The sequence below is a fragment of the Polynucleobacter sp. Latsch14-2 genome, assembly GCF_018881925.1.
Classification (GTDB): domain Bacteria; phylum Pseudomonadota; class Gammaproteobacteria; order Burkholderiales; family Burkholderiaceae; genus Polynucleobacter.
Map to the genome: position 1 here is coordinate 61,563 of NZ_JACVPL010000005.1, position 19,630 is coordinate 81,192.

Below are 19,630 nucleotides of genomic sequence, written 5' to 3' on the forward strand. Positions count from 1 at the left end.
TCAGGAAAACTCGGACGAAATCAGCGTTTTGAATTTGGCTCTAAATTTTGCTAATTTTGGCGCAACAACTGCCATGCAATAACCCTGGCCTGGATGCTGGCGAAAGTAGTCTTGGTGATAGTCTTCTGCTGGATAAATAGTCGGTGCCACGTCAATCTGCGTCACCACTGGATTAGAGTAAATCTTAGACTGCTCTAATTCCTCCACCACTGCATGTGCCACTTGATTTTGAGCATCGCTATGCGTAAAGATCACCGATCGATATTGCGTGCCATGATCATTGCCCTGGTAGTTCAAGGTGGTGGGATCATGAATCACAAAAAAGACTTCCAATAAATCGTGAAAAGAAATAATTTGGGGATCAAAGTACACGTCCACAATCTCTGCATGTCCAGTGACCCCCGTGCAGACCGACTCATAACTAGGATTTGGTCTAGCGCCGCCCGCATAACCCGAAACAACGGAATGAACACCATGAATTTGTTGATAAACCGCCTCTAGACACCAGAAACACCCCCCGCCAAGGGTGGCACGCTCAAGATGTAGCAGGTTTTGTTTGTTAGTTTCACTCATGGCTTTATCCTAACGCTTTATTGAATTACCTGCTTACGCACTCAAACCCGAAAACACCATGAATCGCTTCACGCTTCAGTTAGATGAAATTAAGGCGGCTTACGCTGCTGAACCCAATCCCAGTCTTGAGGTGAGATTGGAGCGAATTGGCCGCATTGAAAAGATGATTGCCGCCAATGAAGAAAAAATCTGTAAGGCGCTAGTAGCAGACTTTGGTGTACGCCATTCAGTAGAAACTCGTTTGGCAGAATTTCAAATGGTGTATCAGGCCTGTGCATATACGCGTAAGCATTTAAAAGAATGGATGAAACCAACTCCCGTTGATACCCCCTTCTTTTTGGGTGGGTCCCAAGCCTGGATAGAGAATCAATCTATCGGCGTAGTTGGCATCATGAGTCCGTGGAATTACCCCATTCAATTAGCCCTGGTGCCAGCAATTGCTGCCCTTGCTGCTGGCAATCGGGTTTGGCTTAAGCCCTCTGAACGAAGCGTACGTACGTCGGGCTTCTTAGCTAGCCTGATTCAAGAGTATTTCCATTCCAGTGAATTTTGCGTGACTACTGGCGGTCCAGATGTTGCAGAAATTTTTTCAGGACTTTGTTTTGATCACCTATTCTTTACTGGCGCACAAGAAATTGGCAAAAAAGTGATGCGCTCTGCTGCGGATAACCTCACCCCAATTACCTTGGAGCTTGGCGGAAAATCCCCAGCCATTATTGACCCTTCGGCCAAACTAAAAGATGCCGCAGCCAGCATTGTGTACGGTAAGTTGCTAAATGGCGGTCAAACTTGCATTGCCCCAGATTATGTTTTGATCGCACCACAAGATCAAGATACCTTCATCACAGAGTTGCAAGCAGTAGCTCAAGCTCAATTTTCAAATCCAGAAGAATTGACTGGTCCGATTGACGATAGTCAACTGGCACACTGGCAGTATTTAGCCAATGATGCGATTCAAAGGGGTGCGCAAGCCATCCCGCTTCTAAGACCAGATACACAAAGCTCAAGAAGATTCGAGCCTATTGCACTAATAAATGTTTCCGTTGATGCACTTGTACTCCAAGAGGAAATTTTCGGACCTATTTTGCCGATCATGACTACGATTGACGTTACTACTGCTATTGCTTATGTCAACAGCAAACCAAGCCCACTCGCTCTCTATTGGTTTGGGAAAGATAAAGCCAATATGAATCGCATCCTCAATGAAACTCGTTCAGGAGGTGTGACTGTAAATGACACCCTATTGCACGCCACCATTGAAGGTCTGCCATTTGGCGGTATTGGCCCAAGCGGTATGGGCGCCTATCATGGCAAGAAGGGATTTGATACCTTTAGCCATCAAAAATCTGTTTTAGAAGTTCGTGGACTTTTTGGCCTTAATCTCTTGCATGGCACAAAATTAGTACAACCTCCCTATCGCAAAACAATCGAGCGTCTACTCAATTGGATGAACTAAGCAACAAAGAAGGTATTAAAAGCACTTTATGATCTCATCGTAATTAATTCGGGATAACCCTTGTAATTACGATCTCAAACTGACATAATAGGAGGCTTTTTAAAGCATTTTGATTCATCGCCCCCCAGCTATATTTCAGCGTACCGTTTAGAAGTTATAAACACCGAAGTTTACAAAACGCGCTGCCGCCTGTCTGATGGTCGATGCCTTTGACCATCACACCCTCTAAAACCATGGGTGTACACACGGAGACATCCCTTCAAGGGGATGTGTAATAGCATGACTTTTTCTAAAGAAACTAAACACGAGTCCGCGGACTTAAAACACACTGGAACTGAATTCCAGTCTTTTGCCTTAGCGGCACAACTTCTTCAAAACGTTGCTGAATTGGGTTATACCCAAGCCACCCCAGTTCAAGCTCAGGTTATTCCTGCTGCTCTCGCTGGTGGGGACTTATTGGTCAGCAGCCAAACTGGTAGCGGAAAAACTGCAGCCTTTTTATTGCCTTTGATTAATCAACTGATCGCAGCCAATCCGAATAACTCACCTGTACCAGGTCGCGCCCAGCCTAAAGTGTTGGTGCTCTGCCCTACGCGCGAGCTAGCTCAACAGGTTGCCGCTGATGCCGTGAACTTAGTGCGCGGCCTCAAAGGTATTCGTATTGCAACCGTAATGGGTGGCATGCCTTACGGCAAGCAAATCCAAGCCATCAAAGGTGCATTATTAGTGGTTGCAACACCAGGTCGATTGCTCGACTTATGCGATAGCAAAGCGATTCGCTTAGATGATGTCAAGCAACTCGTTATCGATGAGGCTGATCGCATGCTCGACATGGGATTTGCTGATGATCTCGAAGCTATTGATAAGCGTTGCGCTGGTCGTAGTCAAACCCTAATGTTCTCCGCTACTTTTGCGCCAAAAATTATGGCCTTAGCAAATGAATTAACTAGAGATGCGACACGCATTGAACTTGCTCACGCAGGTGAAAAACATGCCAATATCGAACAGAAGTTGCATTGGGCTGACAGCATGTCTCATAAACATAAGTTGCTTGAGCATATTTTGGCCGATGAAACATTAGACCAAGCGGTAGTGTTTGCAAGCACTCAAGTTGAAAGTGAAAAAATTGCTGATGCCTTACGTGCAAATGGCTATGAAGCTACCGCCCTACACGGCGCCATGCCACAAGCCGTTCGTATGCGTCGTCTTGAATCTCTGCGCAAAGGTCATACCAAGATTTTGGTTGCAACAGATGTGGCAGCTCGCGGTATCGATGTACCCCGTATTAGCCACGTAATTAATTTTGGTTTGCCAATGAAGCCAGAAGACTATACACACCGCATCGGCAGAACTGGACGCGCTGGTCGCAATGGCGTCGCCATCACCTTAGTAGAACATCGTGATCGCGCGAAGATTCGTAATATTGAGCGCTTCACACAACAAGATATCGTTGCTTCAGTAATTGCCGGACTCGAGCCACAAGCAAAGCCCAGCTTTGGTGGTGGCGGTGGCGGTCGTTCTGGTGGCGGTCGCTCTGGTGGTGGCTTTGGCGGTGGTGGTCGTTCTGGTGGTGGTCGCTCTGGTGGTGGCTTTGGCGGTGGTGGTCGTTCTGGTGGTGGTCGCTCTGGTGGCGGTGAAAACCGTTCTGGCAACCATTTCGAAGCACGTTCAACAGATTCACGCCCTGCGCGCTCTGCTGACTCACGTCCTTCAGGTGATTCACGTCCAGGCAACCGTTTTGGCGATTCACGCCCTGCGCGCTCTGCTGACTCACGTCCTTCAGGTGATTCACGTCCTGCGCGCTCTGCTGACTCACGTCCGGCTCGCTCTGGAGATTCCCGTCCATCCGCTGGCCCCCGTTTTGCCAAACCAAAATCTGGTGGTCAACGTAGAAACTTCAGCGGCAGCTAATCATGACTCGCCATCGTCGTCTCAGTTCTCTTTGGAATCGAGTCGATTCTGGTGAGATTCATCGGGCGCCACGCAAGTGGCAGACCTGGCTAAGCGACACAGGATCATTAACTCAAAAAATTGAGCAGGCAATTGGTCAAAAACTGGAAGTGCAGGTGCTGCGTGATTGCCGCCAAAACTTAAATAGCGACGAGAGTCGCTATTTTCATTTACAAACCAAGCGCTGCCGTATTCGCGAAGTATTGCTTTGCTCGAATGGCATCCCTTTAGTTATGGCTCGTAGCGTGATTCCAACCTTGAGTTCTAGCGGCAGCAATCAAGATATATTGCGCCTAGGAAGTAGACCTTTGGGAGCGGTATTATTTTCCAAAACCAGAAAACGTTCGAAGCAAAAAGCTTTAAGAAAAATTATCCGTATAAATAAACGAAACAATCTATGGCGGCAATGCCGTCAGAAGTACGAGCAATTACCTGCCCCCCTTTGGGCACGTCGCACACTGTACAAACTCAAAGGTCGGCCATTGCTAGTATGTGAAATATTTCTACCAGCATTGCTGCAATACGCAGCAAATCATTAATTCAAACTTAACCATACTTGGCTGGCTTTAATCAACGCTTGATCCCCAGGCTCGCAAATAAATACTTTTCCAAAGCCAATAGCTTTAGCGGTCTCACCAATCTTTTGATGCGGACAAATAGCACTGGCATAAAGCAGCGTCTGGCTAAATTGCCCCTGAATCACCTCACCTAGGTAACGCACCGCCTCTGATGATGTCAACAACCACAGAGATTGAGAAAAATCTATTTCAGCAATAGCACCCCAAGCAGGACTATTAATGCTCAAGGGCACTCTGGCATAAACCGAAATAGCTTCAACTCTTGCGCCTGCGGCCCTTAAGGTTTCAGCAAGCCAATCGCGCCCGCCCTCCCCCTTAAAAATCACTACCTTGCGTTCAGACCAATTCCAGTCGAGAGATTGCAATTCATTCCATAGACCTTCTGAATCCCAATGCGCATTATTTTCTGGGAGAAAAATGCGGGTCGGGTTTTCTTCTAATCCGATGCCATGATGTTGCAAAGCTAACTTACTACTACCGCCCATCACGCCCACTGGAATCATCGTATTGGAAAGTTCTTGCCATGATCTTTCCAATAAACGCATACTGCATTCAATCGCATTTGGACTCACAAAGATGGCTAGATCAGCATCCTTCAGACTTGCGGCAATGTGGTCTGCTAAAGACCCCTTCTGAGATCGACCTCGATCGCCCTCTTTAGGAACAATGGTGAGCAATGGCAGGGAAAGTATATTTGGTAAGTCTTGCTTACCCAATTTAAACTGCTCGTCATTTTTAAAACTAGTGGCAAGTAATTCAATCAGTTGACGCGCCTGCCCAGCAGGTCTTGTGACAATAATTGTCTGCGCACTCACTATGTCTTCCTAATGTTGGATTTACTTAGGCAAACCGTTTGGCAATAAAGCAACAGCGCCCTGTGCGATTAAATCCTGGGCAACTGCTAAACCAAGTGCTTCAGCCTCGGCCACATTTTTCACTAAACCACTGGCCTTAGCCAAGCAAATAGCTTTACCGTCGACACTCGCCACAAAAGAACGAATCTGCATCTGATTTTTATCCCAAACGGCGTGGGCTGCTAAAGGCACTTCACAAGAGCCTCCTAGTTGGCGGGACACCATCCGCTCTGCAGAGATTGCCAGCAAAGTTGGCAAGTCACTCAAAGGCGCTAGCCACTGCTTGATGTTTGGATGTTTACTTAGAGTCTCAATGCCGAGGGCACCTTGACCAGCTGCTGGGGTATATGGATCAAACGGCAGGAGTGCCTTGATACGACTTTCCAAACCCAAACGCTTGAGGCCTGCGGCGGCCAAAATAATGGCTTGATACTCGCCGCGATCCAATTTACCCATACGTGTATCTAAATTGCCCCGCAGAGGATGGACCTCCAAATGAGGGAAACGCGCACGCAAGACTGCTTCGCGGCGCAAACTCGAGGTGCCCACTACCGCACCATGCGGAAGATCTTCCAGACTCACATAATCATTAGAAACAAAGGCATCTCGAGCATCTTCACGAGCCATAACGCAGGTCAGATCAAAACCCTCAGGCATCACCATTGGGACATCTTTTAGTGAATGTACTGCCAAATCTGCGCGGCCATCCTCTAAGGCAGCCTCGAGCTCCTTGACGAATAAGCCCTTACCGCCGACCTTAGAAAGGGCTCTATCAAGAATCTGGTCACCCCGAGTAGTCATACCCAGAATCTGTACATCACAGGCTGGATACAGCCTTTTAAGGCAATCCCGGACGTGTTCAGCCTGCCACATGGCAAGCCGACTCTCACGAGAGGCAATCACTAGGCGTCTAGGAATAGCGGAATTTACTGCGGAATTGGGGATTTGGGACATAACATTTAAAATAATCAAGGACCTACACCAATATACTGCGTTTATGAGCACATCAAAAAATTCCTTAGCCAACAAAGCCCAAGCTTGGTCGGCCCGCTTCAATGAGCCTGTTGACGAACTGGTACAGCGTTATACCGCCTCCATTGGATTTGATCAACGTTTTGCCCTAGTCGATATTGCTGGATCTCTGGCTCACGCAGAGATGCTGGCCACCCAAAAGATTATCAGCGCCCAAGATTTGGCAGATATTCAAAAGGGGATGGCTCAGATCAAAAGCGAGATTGAGTCCGGGCAATTTGAATGGCAACTCGCCCTGGAGGATGTGCACCTCAATATTGAAGCACGTTTAACTGCTTTAGTGGGTGATGCTGGCAAACGTTTACATACTGGTCGTTCGCGCAATGACCAAGTAGCAACGGATTTACGTTTGTGGCTTCGCGACAGTGTTGATGAGATTGCCGCCACTCTCAAAACTTTACGCACCGCCCTACTAGATCTAGCTGAAAAACATGCTGCTACTATCATGCCGGGTCATACCCACCTGCAAGTAGCTCAGCCAATTACTTTTGGCCACCACTTGATGGCTTATTACGAAATGTTTAGTCGTGATGCCGGCCGCTTAATTGATCTACGTACTCGTTTTAATCGCCTACCTTTGGGTGCCGCCGCTTTAGCTGGCACAACCTATCCAATCGATCGCGAACAAGTAGCCAAGATTTTAGGATTTGATGGTATTTGCAACAACTCACTGGATGCCGTGTCTGATCGAGACTTTGCTATCGAGTTCTGCGCTTTTGCATCCATCTTAATGATGCATGTCTCACGCTTATCAGAAGAATTGGTGCTCTGGCTTAGCCCACGCTTTGGCTTCATTGATTTGCCGGATCGCTTCTGTACTGGCAGCTCAATCATGCCGCAGAAAAAGAACCCCGATGTTCCAGAGCTGGCACGTGGTAAGACTGGCCGCGTATATGGCGACCTTATCTCCTTGCTCACCCTCATGAAGAGTCAGCCCCTGGCATACAACAAAGATAATCAAGAAGATAAAGAGCCCTTGTTTGATGCAGTAGATACGGTTCAAGATACCTTACGTATTTTTGCTGACATGATTCCGCATATTGAAGTAAAGGCTGATGTCATGAAAGCTGCGGCTGAGCAAGGCTTCGCTACTGCCACTGACTTGGCCGACTATCTGGTCAAAAAAGGTTTAGCTTTCCGGGATGCTCATGAGGCCGTTGCCCATGCAGTTAAAGCCTGCGTTGGTAGAAATTGTATGTTGACCGATCTCAGTCTTTCTGAGTTGCGCTTTGCTTGTGGTTTAGATAATCGCCCTGAACTGATGGGTGATGATGTTTTTGCTTTGCTCACTGTTGATGGTTCGGTGCAATCTCGACAGCACGCAGGCGGTACCGCACCCTCTCAAGTACTTGCTGCAATTAAACGGGGTCGTGCAGACCTCTAAGTTTCATGGGCTTTTGGGCACAACTCTCCGAAGGGATTGATCGCATAAATCAACTGCTTGGCAAGTTCGCTAGCATTATGATTTTGTTATCTTGCGTAGTATCGGCAAGCAATGCCATTCTGAGATATGGCCTTGACATGAGTAACAACTGGCCGCTTGAGTTGCAATGGTATTTGTTTGCAGCCGCCGTGATGCTCGGCGCTTCCTACACCCTCAAGCGCAATGAACACGTTCGGGTTGATTTGATTTACTCCTACGCATCAGAGCGTACTCGTATTTGGATTGATTTATTTGGTCTCGCCTTGTTCTTGATGCCGGCTTGTCTTTTGTTTTCATGGCTCTCTTGGAGCACACTCTTTTATCCATCATGGTTAGTGATGGAGCACTCGCTCAACTCTGGTGGATTACCACGCTATCCAATCAAATTTATCGTACCGTTTGGTTTCTTCATGCTAAGTTTGCAAGGCCTATCGGAAATTATTAAACGTATCGGCATGCTTAAAGGCAAATACACCTTGCCTGCCAACGATCTGAATTACGAAAAACCATGGCAATGATTCCAGTCGAGTGGATGCCACCCCTGATGTTTGGCGGTCTAATTGCCTTCATGCTCATTGGGTTTCCAGTATCTTTTTCTTTGATGGCTGCGGGCTTATTTTTTGCTGCCATCGCCATCAGCCAGGACTTTTTTCAGGCGGTGTTTTTACAAGCAATTCCACAAAGAATCTTTGGGAGTGTGCTCGCAAACGACCTACTCTTAGCCATTCCCTTCTTTACCTTTATGGGCTCAATCTTGGAGCGCTGTGGTCTTGCAGAGGAGATGCTGGACTCCATGGGGCAGCTCTTTGGTCGTGTACGAGGTGGACTAGGCTACTCAGTCATTATTGTGGGGTTTGTTCTGGGCGCCATCACTGGCACTGTGGCTGCCCAAGTGATTGCTATGGCCATGATTTCGCTACCGGTGATGATGCGCTACGGCTATAACATGCGCTACGCTACAGGCGTTTTAGCAGCATCCGGAACCATTACGCAGCTCGTACCCCCCTCCCTAGTGCTGATTGTCTTGGCGGATCAACTCAAAACCCAAACTGGTAGCGCTGATGTCGGCAGCATGTATCTTGGCGCCTGGGGACCCTCTCTTCTGCAAATTGCCCTATTTGCGCTCTATACCTTCTTTTTATCGCGCATCCGCCCAGACTGGTTACCTGCTGTACCCAACAGCGAACTCAATCTCAAAGGCTGGGCGCTATGGAAAAAATGTCTTATGGGCATCGTTCCATCGGCAGTACTGATCTTTCTAGTGCTTGGTACCATCATGACTGGAATTGCCACACCAACAGAATCTGGTGCAATGGGTGCAATGGGCGCTTTACTTTTGGCATGGATACGTCGAGCAAATATTCCTAATCTCAAAGGATTAATTCAAGAGGCCTATCAAAACACGATGCGCATTACTGCGATGGTGGTCTTCATTTTAATTGGGTCCACTTGTTTCTCCGTTGTCTTCCAAGGAGTCGATGGTGGCCATTGGGTTGAGGATCTCTTTTCCAACCTGCCGGGCGGCTGGGTTGGGTTCCTGATTGTGGTCAATCTGTTTGTATTCTTTTTGGCCTTCTTCTTAGACTTCTTCGAGATCGCTTTTATTGTTGTACCGATGTTGGCGCCAGTCGCCGTCAAGCTACTCTCACCAGTTCTACTAGAGTCCATGAATGGCAATCCACAATCTGCTGCTAGCGCTGCCTTGGTATGGTTTGGTGTAATGCTCTGCGTTAACATGCAAACCTCCTTTATGCATCCACCCTTTGGCTTTGCGCTCTTTTATCTCAGAGGCGTCGCACCCAAAGAAGTCAAGAGCAGCGACATTTATTGGGGTGCACTACCCTGGGTTGGTTTGCAGTTGATTATGGTGGTTGCTGTTGCAGCCTTCCCAGTGCTCGTCACAACACTGCTAGATAAGCCAGCAGCAGTAGAGCAAAGCAAGGAATTTAATTTCACCAGCGGCGATGACAATAAGTCAGAAATGGCATCGGAAAAAGTAATACGCGCCAAAGATGAAGATGCGCCCGTGCTATTTCAATTAGACAAACCAGTGAAATAAGGACTTAACGGCTATCAGCCGCCGCAATAATCTGATCTAAAGTAACGTAACCTCTATTCTGCTTATCGATATAGCTAAAGTGTGCTGCTATCCTTGGCATACCAGCTTGCGCCTCTGCCAAGGTTAGCTTGCCATCATGATTAACATCGGCCGCCTTAAATTTCTCAGATAACTCTTGGTTCAACCTAGCATCATCGGCATGCGCTGAAAAACTGAAAGTGAAACAAGCACAACACAATATATTGCGTAGATAGATCATTTTTTTAGTCATGGAATGTGCCCCTCTTAGTCCTGTGCTGAAATTTTCATCGCTGCAGAAACAGCTTTCTTTGCCATCTCTACAAAAGATTCGACTGATCCCGAGCCCGTCCGGAAAGACTCCCCTTGAATGGTGATTAAGCCCTCACCTAATACTTGTTTACTTTGACTATCAGTAATTTTATTTTCAACAACCAAAGCTGGGGTCTTAGCATTAACACCACTAGCATAGGCAGCGGCATTTGCGGCCAAACCAATTGGCGTGAAATTCCAAGGCTGCAAACTATTGGCAGATGCTTCAGCTCCAGTAATGCCAACTGAAATGCGCGCAACACCAGGTCCCGGCTTGGTAACAATCTGAATATTACCTTTGCTCAAGACCGCCTGAACCATAGAGTCTTGCAAGGCAATCTTTGCCTGGATCAAACTTTCAGCAGTAATATTTTGAGTGGGGGCCTGATTCAGGTAGATGGGATCTAGAATCACAGCAGTGTAAACAGTGGGATTAACATTCGGATTGCGATAGCGCCACACGCGTGTTCCATCGGGAGTATCAGGAACCATTTGTAACAAAGCATAGTTAGGCAAGAAGCCAGACTGAGGCATTGGTTGAGTCATCATTTTTGGCGCATTACTGCAGGCAAATATGGTGAGGCCAATTGAGGATATAACTACCAACTGAGCAAGTCTGCTAAATGTCATAAAAGCCTTTTAAAAGTAAACACAAGATTGCGACGCAGGGACCCAATTGATACCCCACAAAAGCATTATGCTCGTCAAAGGTGAAGCAGAGCTGTGCACCAAAAGCGAGCAGTTTAAGGCAATTCATTTTTGAACAAAGTACCCTGCAGGGCATAGTCTTCCAAGAATTCCTATATATTTACCGAAAGGGCTCTGAAAAAACATGGGCATCATTTCTCAGTTTAAGTTGAACAAATTCATCCAATAGTAAAGCCGCTATGCCAAATTATTTAGTTCAAAGTCATCTCAGCATTATTAAATATGCACCAATGATTTTTTTGCTTTCGATCATCTTCTTTCTCCTTCTTGGATGGCTATATGGTAGATATCGCATCAGAACATCCAAAGATGTCATCGTACGAGACTCTCTGGCGACAGCAATTTTTGGGCTATCCGCTCTTGTGCTTGGATTTACCTTCTCCAGCGCAAATGATCACTTCAATCAGCGTATTAATACTGCCAGTCTAGAAGCAGCATCCATCGAGCGAGTCTACAAATCAACCAAATATCTTCGGCCCGCTGACCAAGCCTTGGTACAAAAATCGTTACGAGAGATACTCCACACCAGATTAACAACCTATGAGCACGTAGAAGTAATTGATGATTTAAATCGCAACCTAGATGTTTTAGCAACTCAGTTAGATAACGTGAATGAAGAAATTCTTTCAAGCATCCAAAAGGCACCATCTGCAAATAGGGATTTAGCAGAGAAAGTACTTGGAACTCAGCTTGAGGAATTGATAGGCTCCTTTCATGCGGGGCTTTTACACTCCAAGAGCCATCCGCCAGCAATCATCGATCAATTTTTATTGGTATTACTATGCGTCGGAGCTTTGCTGAGCGGTTATGCCATGGCAGTTCAAAAGGAAGAGGATTGGTTTTTAACCATCCTCTATGTAGGCTTAATGGGCTTTGCTTTGTTCGTAATCTTTTCGCTAGAGTTCCCCAACCAACTTAGCTCCTATGATGCCCTAAACTCCGAATTACTTAAAGTTCAAGAGCGAATCCGATTCATAAATTGAATATCTAGTCGCAAATCATCTCTGAATTAAATAGCTTCAATAGGCTAGTGATGGCGGATTTCTAACGCAATCAACATAGTACTCACTGCGACCATCTGCCTGCGCTTTCACAAGGCCGTGGATATCAGTCTCAAATCCTGGGAACTTCTCATTAAAGTCCCTAGCGAAATAGAGATAATCAATGATCCGTTTATTGAAGCGCTCGCCTGGAATTAAGAGTGGAATACCTGGAGGATACGGTGTTACTAACATTGCTGTGATGCGACCTTCTAGCTGATCTAAAGGCACCCGATCAACTTCCTTATGAGCCATCTTCGCCCAAGCTTCTGAAGGCATCATCGCTGGCACCATATCAGAGGTGTACATCTCAGTAGTCATACGAGCTACATCGCGACTCTTATAAAACTCATGAATCTGTTGGCAAATATCCTTGAGACCCACACGCTCATAGCGTGGATGCTTCGCTACAAACTCCGGTAAGACCTTCCACAAAGGGGCGTTCTTGTCAAAGTGATCCTTAAACTGCTGCAATTCAGTCACTAAGGTATTCCAGCGACCTTTGGTGATGCCAATGGTGAACATGATGAAGAAAGAATATAAACCGCACTTCTCTACGATCACACCATGCTCAGCTAGATACTTAGTCACAATGCTTGCCGGAATTCCCATGGAGCCAAAGTTACCCTCGATATCTAAACCTGGTGTAACAACCGTTGCTTTGATTGGATCGAGCATATTGAAGTCTTTAGCAAGATTGCCAAAGTCATGCCAACTAGCCTTAGGCTCCAAGACCCAATCAGAGCGCTCACCAATGCCTTCCTCGGCCAAGTGATCTGGACCCCAAACCTTAAACCACCAGTCAGCGCCAAATTTATCATCCACTTCACGCATCGCACGGCGGAAGTCCATTGCTTCGGCAATCGACTCCTCAACTAGAGTTGTGCCACCAGGCGACTCCATCATAGCTGCCGATACGTCACACGACGCAATAATGGCGTACTGCGGACTAGTAGAGGTGTGCATCAGATAGGCTTCGTTAAAACAGTCACGGTCTAGCTTGGTGTCTTCAGCATCCTGCACTAATACTTGTGACGCTTGCGAGAGACCCGCCAACAACTTATGGGTCGACTGAGTCGCAAACATCAAACTCTTTTTGGTACGCTTGCGATCAGACCCAATAGCATGCATATCCTTGTAAAAAGAATGGAAAGCAGCGTGCGGCAACCATGCTTCGTCAAAATGCAAAGAATCGACCTTACCATCGAGCATCTCTTTAATCATCTCAACGTTGTACACGATACCGTCATAGGTACTTTGAGTCAGCGTCATGACGCGTGGCACGACGTTCTTATCTTTAATAAAGGGGTTGGCATCAATTTTCTTTTTGATGTTTTTCCACTCAAACTCTTCCTTGGGGATCGGCCCAATAATGCCCAGATGATTGCGAGTTGGCATCAAGAAAATCGGAATCGCGCCCATCATAGTGATGGAATGAATAACAGATTTATGGCAGTTGCGGTCCACCACAACAACATCACCCGGCGCCACAGTGGAATGCCAAACAATCTTATTAGAGGTTGATGTGCCATTGGTTACAAAGAACAAATGATCTGCATTAAAAATTCGGGCGGCATTGCGCTCGCTTTGTAATACCGGACCGGTATGGTCCAGGAGTTGACCTAACTCCTCTACAGCATTACAGACATCTGCACGCAACATGTTTTCACCGAAAAACTGATGGAACATTCGACCGACAGGGCTCTTTAGAAAAGCTACGCCACCAGAATGCCCAGGGCAATGCCAAGAGTAGGATCCTTCAGAGGCGTAATTAGTCAAGGCACGAAAGAATGGTGGCGCTAACGAATCCAGATACACCTTGGCTTCACGAATAATATGACGTGCCACAAACTCTGGGGTGTCTTCATTCATGTGAATGAAGCCATGTAACTCACGCAAGATGTCATTAGGCATATGACGTGAAGTACGCGTCTCGCCATATAGGAAGATAGGAATATCTTCATTTCGCTTACGTACTTCAGTAATAAAAGCGCGTAAATTATTCAAAGCAGGCAAGTCATGATCTTCCGAATCGGAAACAAACTCTTCATCATCAATCGAAACGATAAATGAAGATGCACGTGAGGCTTGTTGCGCAAAAGAAGTTAGGTCGCCATAACTCGTCAAGCCAATAACTTCCATACCCTCGGTTTCAATAGCTTCCGCTAAGTCACGAATGCCCGATCCTGAAATATTCTCAGAACGAAAGTCCTCATCAATGATGATGATTGGGAAACGAAATTTCATGACTACCCTTTAGGTTTACGAACTAGAGTTTGTGTAAAGGAAACAATTAAGTTTTAGGCAGGGTTACGCCCCGCTGACCTTGATACTTGCCGCCGCGATCTTTATAGGATGTACCACAGACTTCATCGCTCTCAAAGAACAATACTTGAGCACAGCCTTCGCCCGCATAAATCTTCGCAGGCAATGGCGTTGTATTGGAAAACTCTAAAGTGACATAACCTTCCCACTCCGGCTCAAAAGGAGTCACATTCACAATAATGCCGCAACGTGCGTAAGTACTTTTACCGACGCAAACAGTCAGTACGCTACGTGGAATCTTGAAATACTCTACCGTTCTTGCCAAGGCGAAAGAATTTGGCGGAATAATACAAACGGGGCCCTTGAAATCCACAAAGGATTGTTCGTCAAAATTCTTAGGGTCAACAATGGTGCTGTTGATGTTGGTAAAGATCTTAAATTCATCTGCGCAACGAATGTCATAGCCATAGCTTGAAGTGCCGTAACTGACGATTTTGTTGCCGGCCGCATCAAGGCGAACTTGTCCAGGCTCAAATGGGCTGATCATGCCTTGCTCGCCCATGCGGCGGATCCAGTGGTCTGATTTAATAGTCATGCCGGAATTGTAAAACCTTAGCCTGCCAATGCCCACCAATTTGTCAGAATTAAGCTAGCTAGCCTTGCTAAAAATAACCCGTTCAGGGGCGTTATAGATCTCAAAGTGCTTACCAGAGCAACGAGATATCAGTGTCAGATTGGTTTGACGGGCTAACTCGAGCCCCATCAGCGTTACTCCGGACCGAGTAAGCAAGAACGGAATACCCATCTGAACACCCTTAATAACCATCTCTGAGGTCAGGCGCCCAGTGGTAAAGAAGATCAGATCCCGCCCTGGTTTATTGTCCAGCCACATCAAGCCAGAAATAGAGTCCACCGCATTATGACGGCCTACATCCTCAATGAAATGCAGAAGTCGTACCTGCTGATCCCCCAGGCGCTCAAAGACGGCACAGGCATGAACTGAGCCAGACTTCTTGTAAATAGTGTCGTGTATGCGGATGGTATCGACCAATGTGACGATTGCCTCCTGGGCTAGCTCAGGACCATCAGACAGACGAACCCGCGCCATCTCCTCGATTAAACCGCCAAACATGGTGCCCTGGCCGCAACCAGTCGTGACTACCCTTTTACTGGTGAGGGCATCAATATCAACCGTACTCCGCCGCGTTTTCACGGCGGCAGAGTCCGTCTCCCAGTCGACCTGAATACTTTCAATATCGTCAATCGACTCCACTAGGCGCTGATTACGCAAATACCCCAGCACCAAAGCCTCAGGAGCACTGCCCAGGGTCATTAGGGTCACTACCTCACGCTTATCCAAATAAATGGTTAGAGGCCGTTCCCCAGGGATATGGGTGGTCTTTAGGCGCCCCGCTTCATCCAATATCTCCACCTCGTGCACCAAAGGCACGGAGGCATTAGACATCTCGATTTTGTGGGGCCAGGCCATAAAACATCTCTTAAATTGAATGCAAATCGGTATTCACTTTAACCGCAGACTAAAATTGGTGCTCAAGTAAACCCTAAGCACCATAATCTAGTCTTCAGTTTATCGATTTCGTTCTTACCGCATTTATTTTTTAAGTTAGCTTTGCATGAGTAGCCCAAACCGCCGTCTTCTAGTTACATCCGCCTTGCCATATGCCAATGGTCAAATCCATATCGGGCATTTGGTGGAATATGTGCAAACTGACATTTGGGTTCGTTATCAAAGAATGCGTGGTCATGAGGTGCACTATGTTGGCGCTGATGACACCCATGGCACACCAATCATGCTGCGTGCCGAAAAAGAAGGCATTACTCCAAAAGAACTCATCACCAATGTTTGGAAAGAACATAAGCGCGACTTTGATGACTTTTTAATTTCATTTGATAACTACTACACTACTGATAGTCCAGAGAATGAGAAATTGGCGCAAAGTATTTATCTCAAACTGCGTGATGCAGGATTGATTGAGAAGCGCGCGATTGAACAAGCCTACGACCCCGTAAAAGAGATGTTCTTACCGGATCGCTTCATTAAAGGTGAGTGTCCGAAGTGCGGAGCCAAAGATCAATATGGTGACTCTTGCGAAAAGTGTGGCGCCACTTACTCCCCTACTGATCTGAAAAATCCGTTCTCAGTAGTGAGCGGTGCAACACCGATCAAAAAAGTGTCCGATCATTATTTCTTCAAATTATCTGACCCCCGTTGCGAGACTTTTTTACGTGACTGGACTCAAGTCAAAACACCTCTACAGCCCGAAGCCCGCAACAAGATGAAGGAGTGGGTTGGTCAACCAGGCGAAAGCAAACTCGGCGATTGGGATATTTCTCGCGACGCCCCTTACTTCGGCTTTGAAATCCCCGATGCGCCCGGTAAGTACTTCTATGTATGGCTTGACGCGCCAATTGGCTATTACGCCAGCTTCCTGAATTACTGTCAGGCTAAAGGCCTAGACTTTGAAGAATGGGTTAAGCCAGACACCACTACCGAGCAGTACCACTTCATCGGTAAAGATATTTTGTACTTTCACACCCTTTTCTGGCCAGCTACTTTGCACTTCGCTGGCTATCGCACCCCAACCAATGTGTTTGCTCACGGCTTCTTAACCGTTGATGGTGAAAAGATGAGTAAGTCACGTGGCACTCTCATCTCTGCGCATAGTGTGATTGAATGCGGTTTTAATCCTGAATGGTTCCGCTACTACTTCGCCACCAAACTGAATGACAGCCTAGAAGATCTAGATTTGAATCTTCAGGACTTTGTTGCTAGAGTCAATAGTGACTTGCTCGGCAAGTACATCAATATTGCAAGCCGCAGTGCTGGATTTTTAGTCAAACGTTTTAATGGAATCGTCTCTGATGAGGCGATGAATAATCCGTTACTTACCGAAATTAGGTCCGCAAGCGAAAAAATTGCGGCACTGTATGAGGGTCGTGAATACGCCAAGGCATTGCGCATGATCATGGAGCTCGCTGATAAGGTCAATGCTTTTGTCGATGACAATAAGCCTTGGGAGATCGCCAAAAATCTAGATCGAGAGGCAGATCTACAAAAAGTCTGTAGCGTTACCTTAGAGGCATTCCGGATGCTAAGTCTCTATCTCAAGCCAGTTTTGCCACAAGTAGTGGCTGGAGTTGAAGAGTTCTTGTCATTGCCATCAATGAACTGGAGCGCTGTGAATACCCCCCTTTCCAGTCAAAATCCCATCAACGCTTATAAACACCTGATGACCCGCGTAGAAGCCCCTCAAATTGAGGCTTTACTTGCTGCTAACCTCTAAAAAACACCAATTTGAGCTACCCAGAGAGAAAGTCGACTGAGTTGACTGAAAAATCGTTAATAATGATAGATCTAGACCCCTTGCAATCTTAGGGTGAATTTTATAAGTTGTTGAATTAATTAAGAATTTTAGGAAATATGATGGCACGTTATCAATCCGAATTCACTCAGTTCTTAAACGAACTCAAAACAGAGAAACCCCATCTCGAGGCTGACCAGCAAGCTGGTCGCGCGCTCCTGTGGGATAAAGAGCCTTTGAGTACTGAAGATTTACGTCGCGCAAAAGCAGCGAAATTGAAGCAACGCGCATACGTTTATTCGAATGACTGAACCAAGCGCTCAACCAATATCCGATTTACTCGATAGCACCCCTTCCGTAACGGATGGGATGTCGGCCGCCTTTGCCAAACTGTATGGCGAGCCTTTATTTAAACTCCCTACCGATCTCTACATTCCGCCGGATGCACTAGAAATCTTTTTGGAAGCGTTTGAAGGGCCGCTCGATCTCCTGCTGTATCTCATTCGCAAGCAAAACTTCAACGTACTTGATATTCCGATGGCGCAGGTTACTCAACAGTACCTCAGCTACATCGACCAAATCCGTCACAGCAATTTAGAGCTCGCTGCTGAGTACCTTTTGATGGCAGCCATGTTGATTGAAATTAAATCGCGCATGCTATTGCCGATGAAAAAAGCAGATAGCGACGAAGAGGTTGATGATCCGCGTGCAGAGTTAGTACGCCGCCTCTTGGAGTACGAGCGCATGAAGCTTGCTGCTCAAGAGTTAGATCAAATTCCACAGCATGGCCGCGACTTCCAAATTGCCCATGGCTACGTTGATACTTCTGTTGCCGTGACTTGGCCCGAAGTCAATGTTGACGATTTACAGATGGCATGGCGAGATGTACTGCACCGAGCCAAGCTCAATCAACATCACACTATTACTCGCGAAACTCTATCCGTCCGAGACTTCATGACACGCATTCTGCGGCACCTGCAAGGCACACGTTTTGTTGAGTTCGGCGAACTCTTCGAGGAGGCCATTAAGTCGGGTGGAGGAGTGGCAGTAGTCATTGTTAACTTCATTGCAATGCTCGAACTCTCACGTGAAGCCTTGGTAGAAATTACCCAGGCCGAACCGTATGCACCTATTTATGTACGCCTTGCTTACACACCTGTTGCATGAAAATCATCAGCGATATTCAGGAGTTACGTGATCACTTACGAGGTCAAAATCGCGCCTCATTTGTCCCCACCATGGGGAATCTTCACGAGGGTCACCTCTCCCTTATGCGCCTTGCCAGACAGCACGGCGATCCTGTAGTAGCCAGCATTTTTGTCAACCGCTTGCAGTTTGGGCCTAATGAAGATTTTGATAGCTACCCGCGCACTATGCAGGCTGATATCGATAAGCTGGAAAAGGAGGGGGTGTACATTCTGTTTGCCCCTACTGAGCGCGACCTGTATCCACAACCACAAGAGTATCGGGTAGATCCGCCACAACAACTTGGCGATATTCTTGAAGGTGAATTTCGCCCCGGCTTCTTTAAGGGCGTTTGCACTGTTGTACTTAAGCTCTTTTCTTGTGTTCAACCTAAAGTTGCAGTATTTGGAAAAAAAGATTACCAGCAGCTCATGATTATTCGCCAGATGGCAAAACAGTTTGCCCTCCCCGTTGATATCATTCCTGCTGAAACGATTCGCGCAGAAGATGGTCTAGCCCTATCCTCACGCAATGGCTATCTCTCTACCGCAGAACGTGCCGAGGCTCCAGCACTTCAACGATTACTCAATGAGGTACGCAGTCAAGTATTAAATTTAAATGAACGCAATGTTGAGGCACTCACCACCATCGAGAAGAATGCTGTTGCACAGTTGGCCAAACGAGGCTGGAGCCCAGATTACATTGCCATTCGTCAGCAAAGCGACTTGGCACCCACTAGCAATGAAAATCTTCAAGCGGGTGAGCCTTTAGTGATTCTGACTGCCGCCAAATTGGGCAAAACCCGCTTAATTGATAATCTAGAAATCTGAACTCTACCTAAAAAAACTGGCTCA

The 19,630-nt window shown here is 46.7% G+C and carries 19 protein-coding genes; 11 read left to right on the forward strand and 8 right to left on the reverse strand.

Annotated elements, in window-relative coordinates; all coding sequences use genetic code 11:
- The gene (gene msrA / locus ICN46_RS06140) at window positions 1-573 is read right to left on the reverse strand and encodes a peptide-methionine (S)-S-oxide reductase MsrA (RefSeq protein ID WP_216206018.1); all 573 of its coding nucleotides are present in this window, start codon (window positions 571-573) and stop codon (window positions 1-3) included.
- Between the two features lie 58 nt (window positions 574-631).
- Between msrA and ICN46_RS06145 the strand changes: the two genes are divergently transcribed.
- The 3 genes from ICN46_RS06145 to ICN46_RS06155 all read left to right on the forward strand — a co-directional run bounded on the left by ICN46_RS06145 (window position 632) and on the right by ICN46_RS06155 (window position 4,518).
- Window positions 632-2,029: a coniferyl aldehyde dehydrogenase gene (locus ICN46_RS06145; RefSeq protein WP_216206021.1), complete on the forward strand. Its 1,398-nt coding sequence runs from the start codon at window positions 632-634 to the stop codon at window positions 2,027-2,029.
- Between the two features lie 279 nt (window positions 2,030-2,308).
- On the forward strand, window positions 2,309-3,940 hold the full coding sequence (locus ICN46_RS06150) for a DEAD/DEAH box helicase (RefSeq protein WP_216206023.1): 1,632 nt from the start codon (window positions 2,309-2,311) through the stop codon (window positions 3,938-3,940).
- A 2-nt stretch (window positions 3,941-3,942) separates the two neighbouring features.
- Window positions 3,943-4,518 (forward strand): chorismate--pyruvate lyase family protein, encoded by a 576-nt coding sequence (locus ICN46_RS06155; protein WP_216206026.1) that lies wholly within the window; start codon window positions 3,943-3,945, stop codon window positions 4,516-4,518.
- On the opposite strand, the gene ICN46_RS06160 is transcribed toward ICN46_RS06155, so the two are convergent.
- Both ICN46_RS06160 and hemC read right to left on the reverse strand, forming a co-directional pair.
- Window positions 4,515-5,372, reverse strand: a complete 858-nt coding sequence (locus ICN46_RS06160; protein WP_216206027.1) for a uroporphyrinogen-III synthase — start codon at window positions 5,370-5,372, stop codon at window positions 4,515-4,517. The two genes, ICN46_RS06155 and ICN46_RS06160, sit on opposite strands and share 4 nt — an antisense overlap.
- Window positions 5,373-5,393: 21 nt before the next feature.
- Window positions 5,394-6,365 carry a hydroxymethylbilane synthase gene (gene hemC / locus ICN46_RS06165; RefSeq protein ID WP_216206029.1) on the reverse strand — a complete coding sequence of 324 codons (972 nt, stop codon included), beginning with the start codon at window positions 6,363-6,365 and terminating at the stop codon, window positions 5,394-5,396.
- 43 nt (window positions 6,366-6,408) lie between these two features.
- Here hemC and argH point away from each other — a divergent pair, with 43 nt between their 5' ends.
- The 3 genes from argH to ICN46_RS06180 all read left to right on the forward strand — a co-directional run bounded on the left by argH (window position 6,409) and on the right by ICN46_RS06180 (window position 9,925).
- A complete protein-coding gene (gene argH, locus ICN46_RS06170; protein ID WP_216206032.1) occupies window positions 6,409-7,827 on the forward strand; it encodes an argininosuccinate lyase in 1,419 nt (472 codons plus the stop codon).
- 77 nt (window positions 7,828-7,904) lie between these two features.
- Window positions 7,905-8,384: a TRAP transporter small permease subunit gene (locus ICN46_RS06175; protein WP_255538768.1), complete on the forward strand. Its 480-nt coding sequence runs from the start codon at window positions 7,905-7,907 to the stop codon at window positions 8,382-8,384.
- The gene (locus ICN46_RS06180; RefSeq protein WP_216206233.1) at window positions 8,381-9,925 is read left to right on the forward strand and encodes a TRAP transporter large permease; all 1,545 of its coding nucleotides are present in this window, start codon (window positions 8,381-8,383) and stop codon (window positions 9,923-9,925) included. The genes ICN46_RS06175 and ICN46_RS06180 overlap by 4 nt, the downstream gene beginning before the upstream one ends.
- 4 nt (window positions 9,926-9,929) lie before the next feature.
- Here the strand turns inward: ICN46_RS06180 and ICN46_RS06185 are convergent, their stop codons facing one another.
- Window positions 9,930-10,196 (reverse strand): EF-hand domain-containing protein, encoded by a 267-nt coding sequence (locus ICN46_RS06185; RefSeq protein WP_255538769.1) that lies wholly within the window; start codon window positions 10,194-10,196, stop codon window positions 9,930-9,932.
- Window positions 10,197-10,210: 14 nt separating this feature from the next.
- On the reverse strand, window positions 10,211-10,885 hold the full coding sequence (locus ICN46_RS06190; RefSeq protein WP_216206039.1) for a DUF3313 domain-containing protein: 675 nt from the start codon (window positions 10,883-10,885) through the stop codon (window positions 10,211-10,213).
- Window positions 10,886-11,142: 257 nt separating this feature from the next.
- On the opposite strand from ICN46_RS06190, the gene ICN46_RS06195 reads away from it, so the two are divergent.
- Window positions 11,143-11,946, forward strand: coding sequence for a hypothetical protein (locus ICN46_RS06195; protein WP_216206042.1), 804 nt, complete (start codon window positions 11,143-11,145; stop codon window positions 11,944-11,946).
- Window positions 11,947-11,982: 36 nt separating this feature from the next.
- On the opposite strand, the gene ICN46_RS06200 is transcribed toward ICN46_RS06195, so the two are convergent.
- The 3 genes from ICN46_RS06200 to ICN46_RS06210 are packed head-to-tail and all read right to left on the reverse strand — an operon-like array spanning window position 11,983 to window position 15,733.
- Entirely contained in the window at window positions 11,983-14,250 is a 2,268-nt protein-coding gene (locus tag ICN46_RS06200; protein WP_216206044.1) for an arginine/lysine/ornithine decarboxylase, read from the reverse strand.
- Between the two features lie 46 nt (window positions 14,251-14,296).
- A complete protein-coding gene (gene dcd / locus ICN46_RS06205) occupies window positions 14,297-14,863 on the reverse strand; it encodes a dCTP deaminase (protein WP_216206048.1) in 567 nt (188 codons plus the stop codon).
- 54 nt (window positions 14,864-14,917) lie between these two features.
- Complete coding sequence (locus ICN46_RS06210; protein WP_255538770.1) at window positions 14,918-15,733, reverse strand: formate dehydrogenase accessory sulfurtransferase FdhD; 816 nt, start codon at window positions 15,731-15,733, stop codon at window positions 14,918-14,920.
- A 169-nt stretch (window positions 15,734-15,902) separates the two neighbouring features.
- On the opposite strand from ICN46_RS06210, the gene metG reads away from it, so the two are divergent.
- From metG to panC, 4 genes are all read left to right on the forward strand, one after another.
- Entirely contained in the window at window positions 15,903-17,573 is a 1,671-nt protein-coding gene (gene metG, locus ICN46_RS06215; RefSeq protein WP_216206054.1) for a methionine--tRNA ligase, read from the forward strand.
- 140 nt (window positions 17,574-17,713) lie between these two features.
- A complete protein-coding gene (locus ICN46_RS06220; RefSeq protein WP_216206057.1) occupies window positions 17,714-17,902 on the forward strand; it encodes a DUF3460 family protein in 189 nt (62 codons plus the stop codon).
- Window positions 17,895-18,758, forward strand: a complete 864-nt coding sequence (locus ICN46_RS06225) for a segregation and condensation protein A (protein ID WP_216206061.1) — start codon at window positions 17,895-17,897, stop codon at window positions 18,756-18,758. The genes ICN46_RS06220 and ICN46_RS06225 overlap by 8 nt, the downstream gene beginning before the upstream one ends.
- Window positions 18,755-19,606 (forward strand): pantoate--beta-alanine ligase, encoded by an 852-nt coding sequence (panC, locus tag ICN46_RS06230; RefSeq protein ID WP_216206064.1) that lies wholly within the window; start codon window positions 18,755-18,757, stop codon window positions 19,604-19,606. Before ICN46_RS06225 ends, panC begins: the two co-directional genes overlap by 4 nt.
- Window positions 19,607-19,630: the final 24 nt, after the last annotated feature.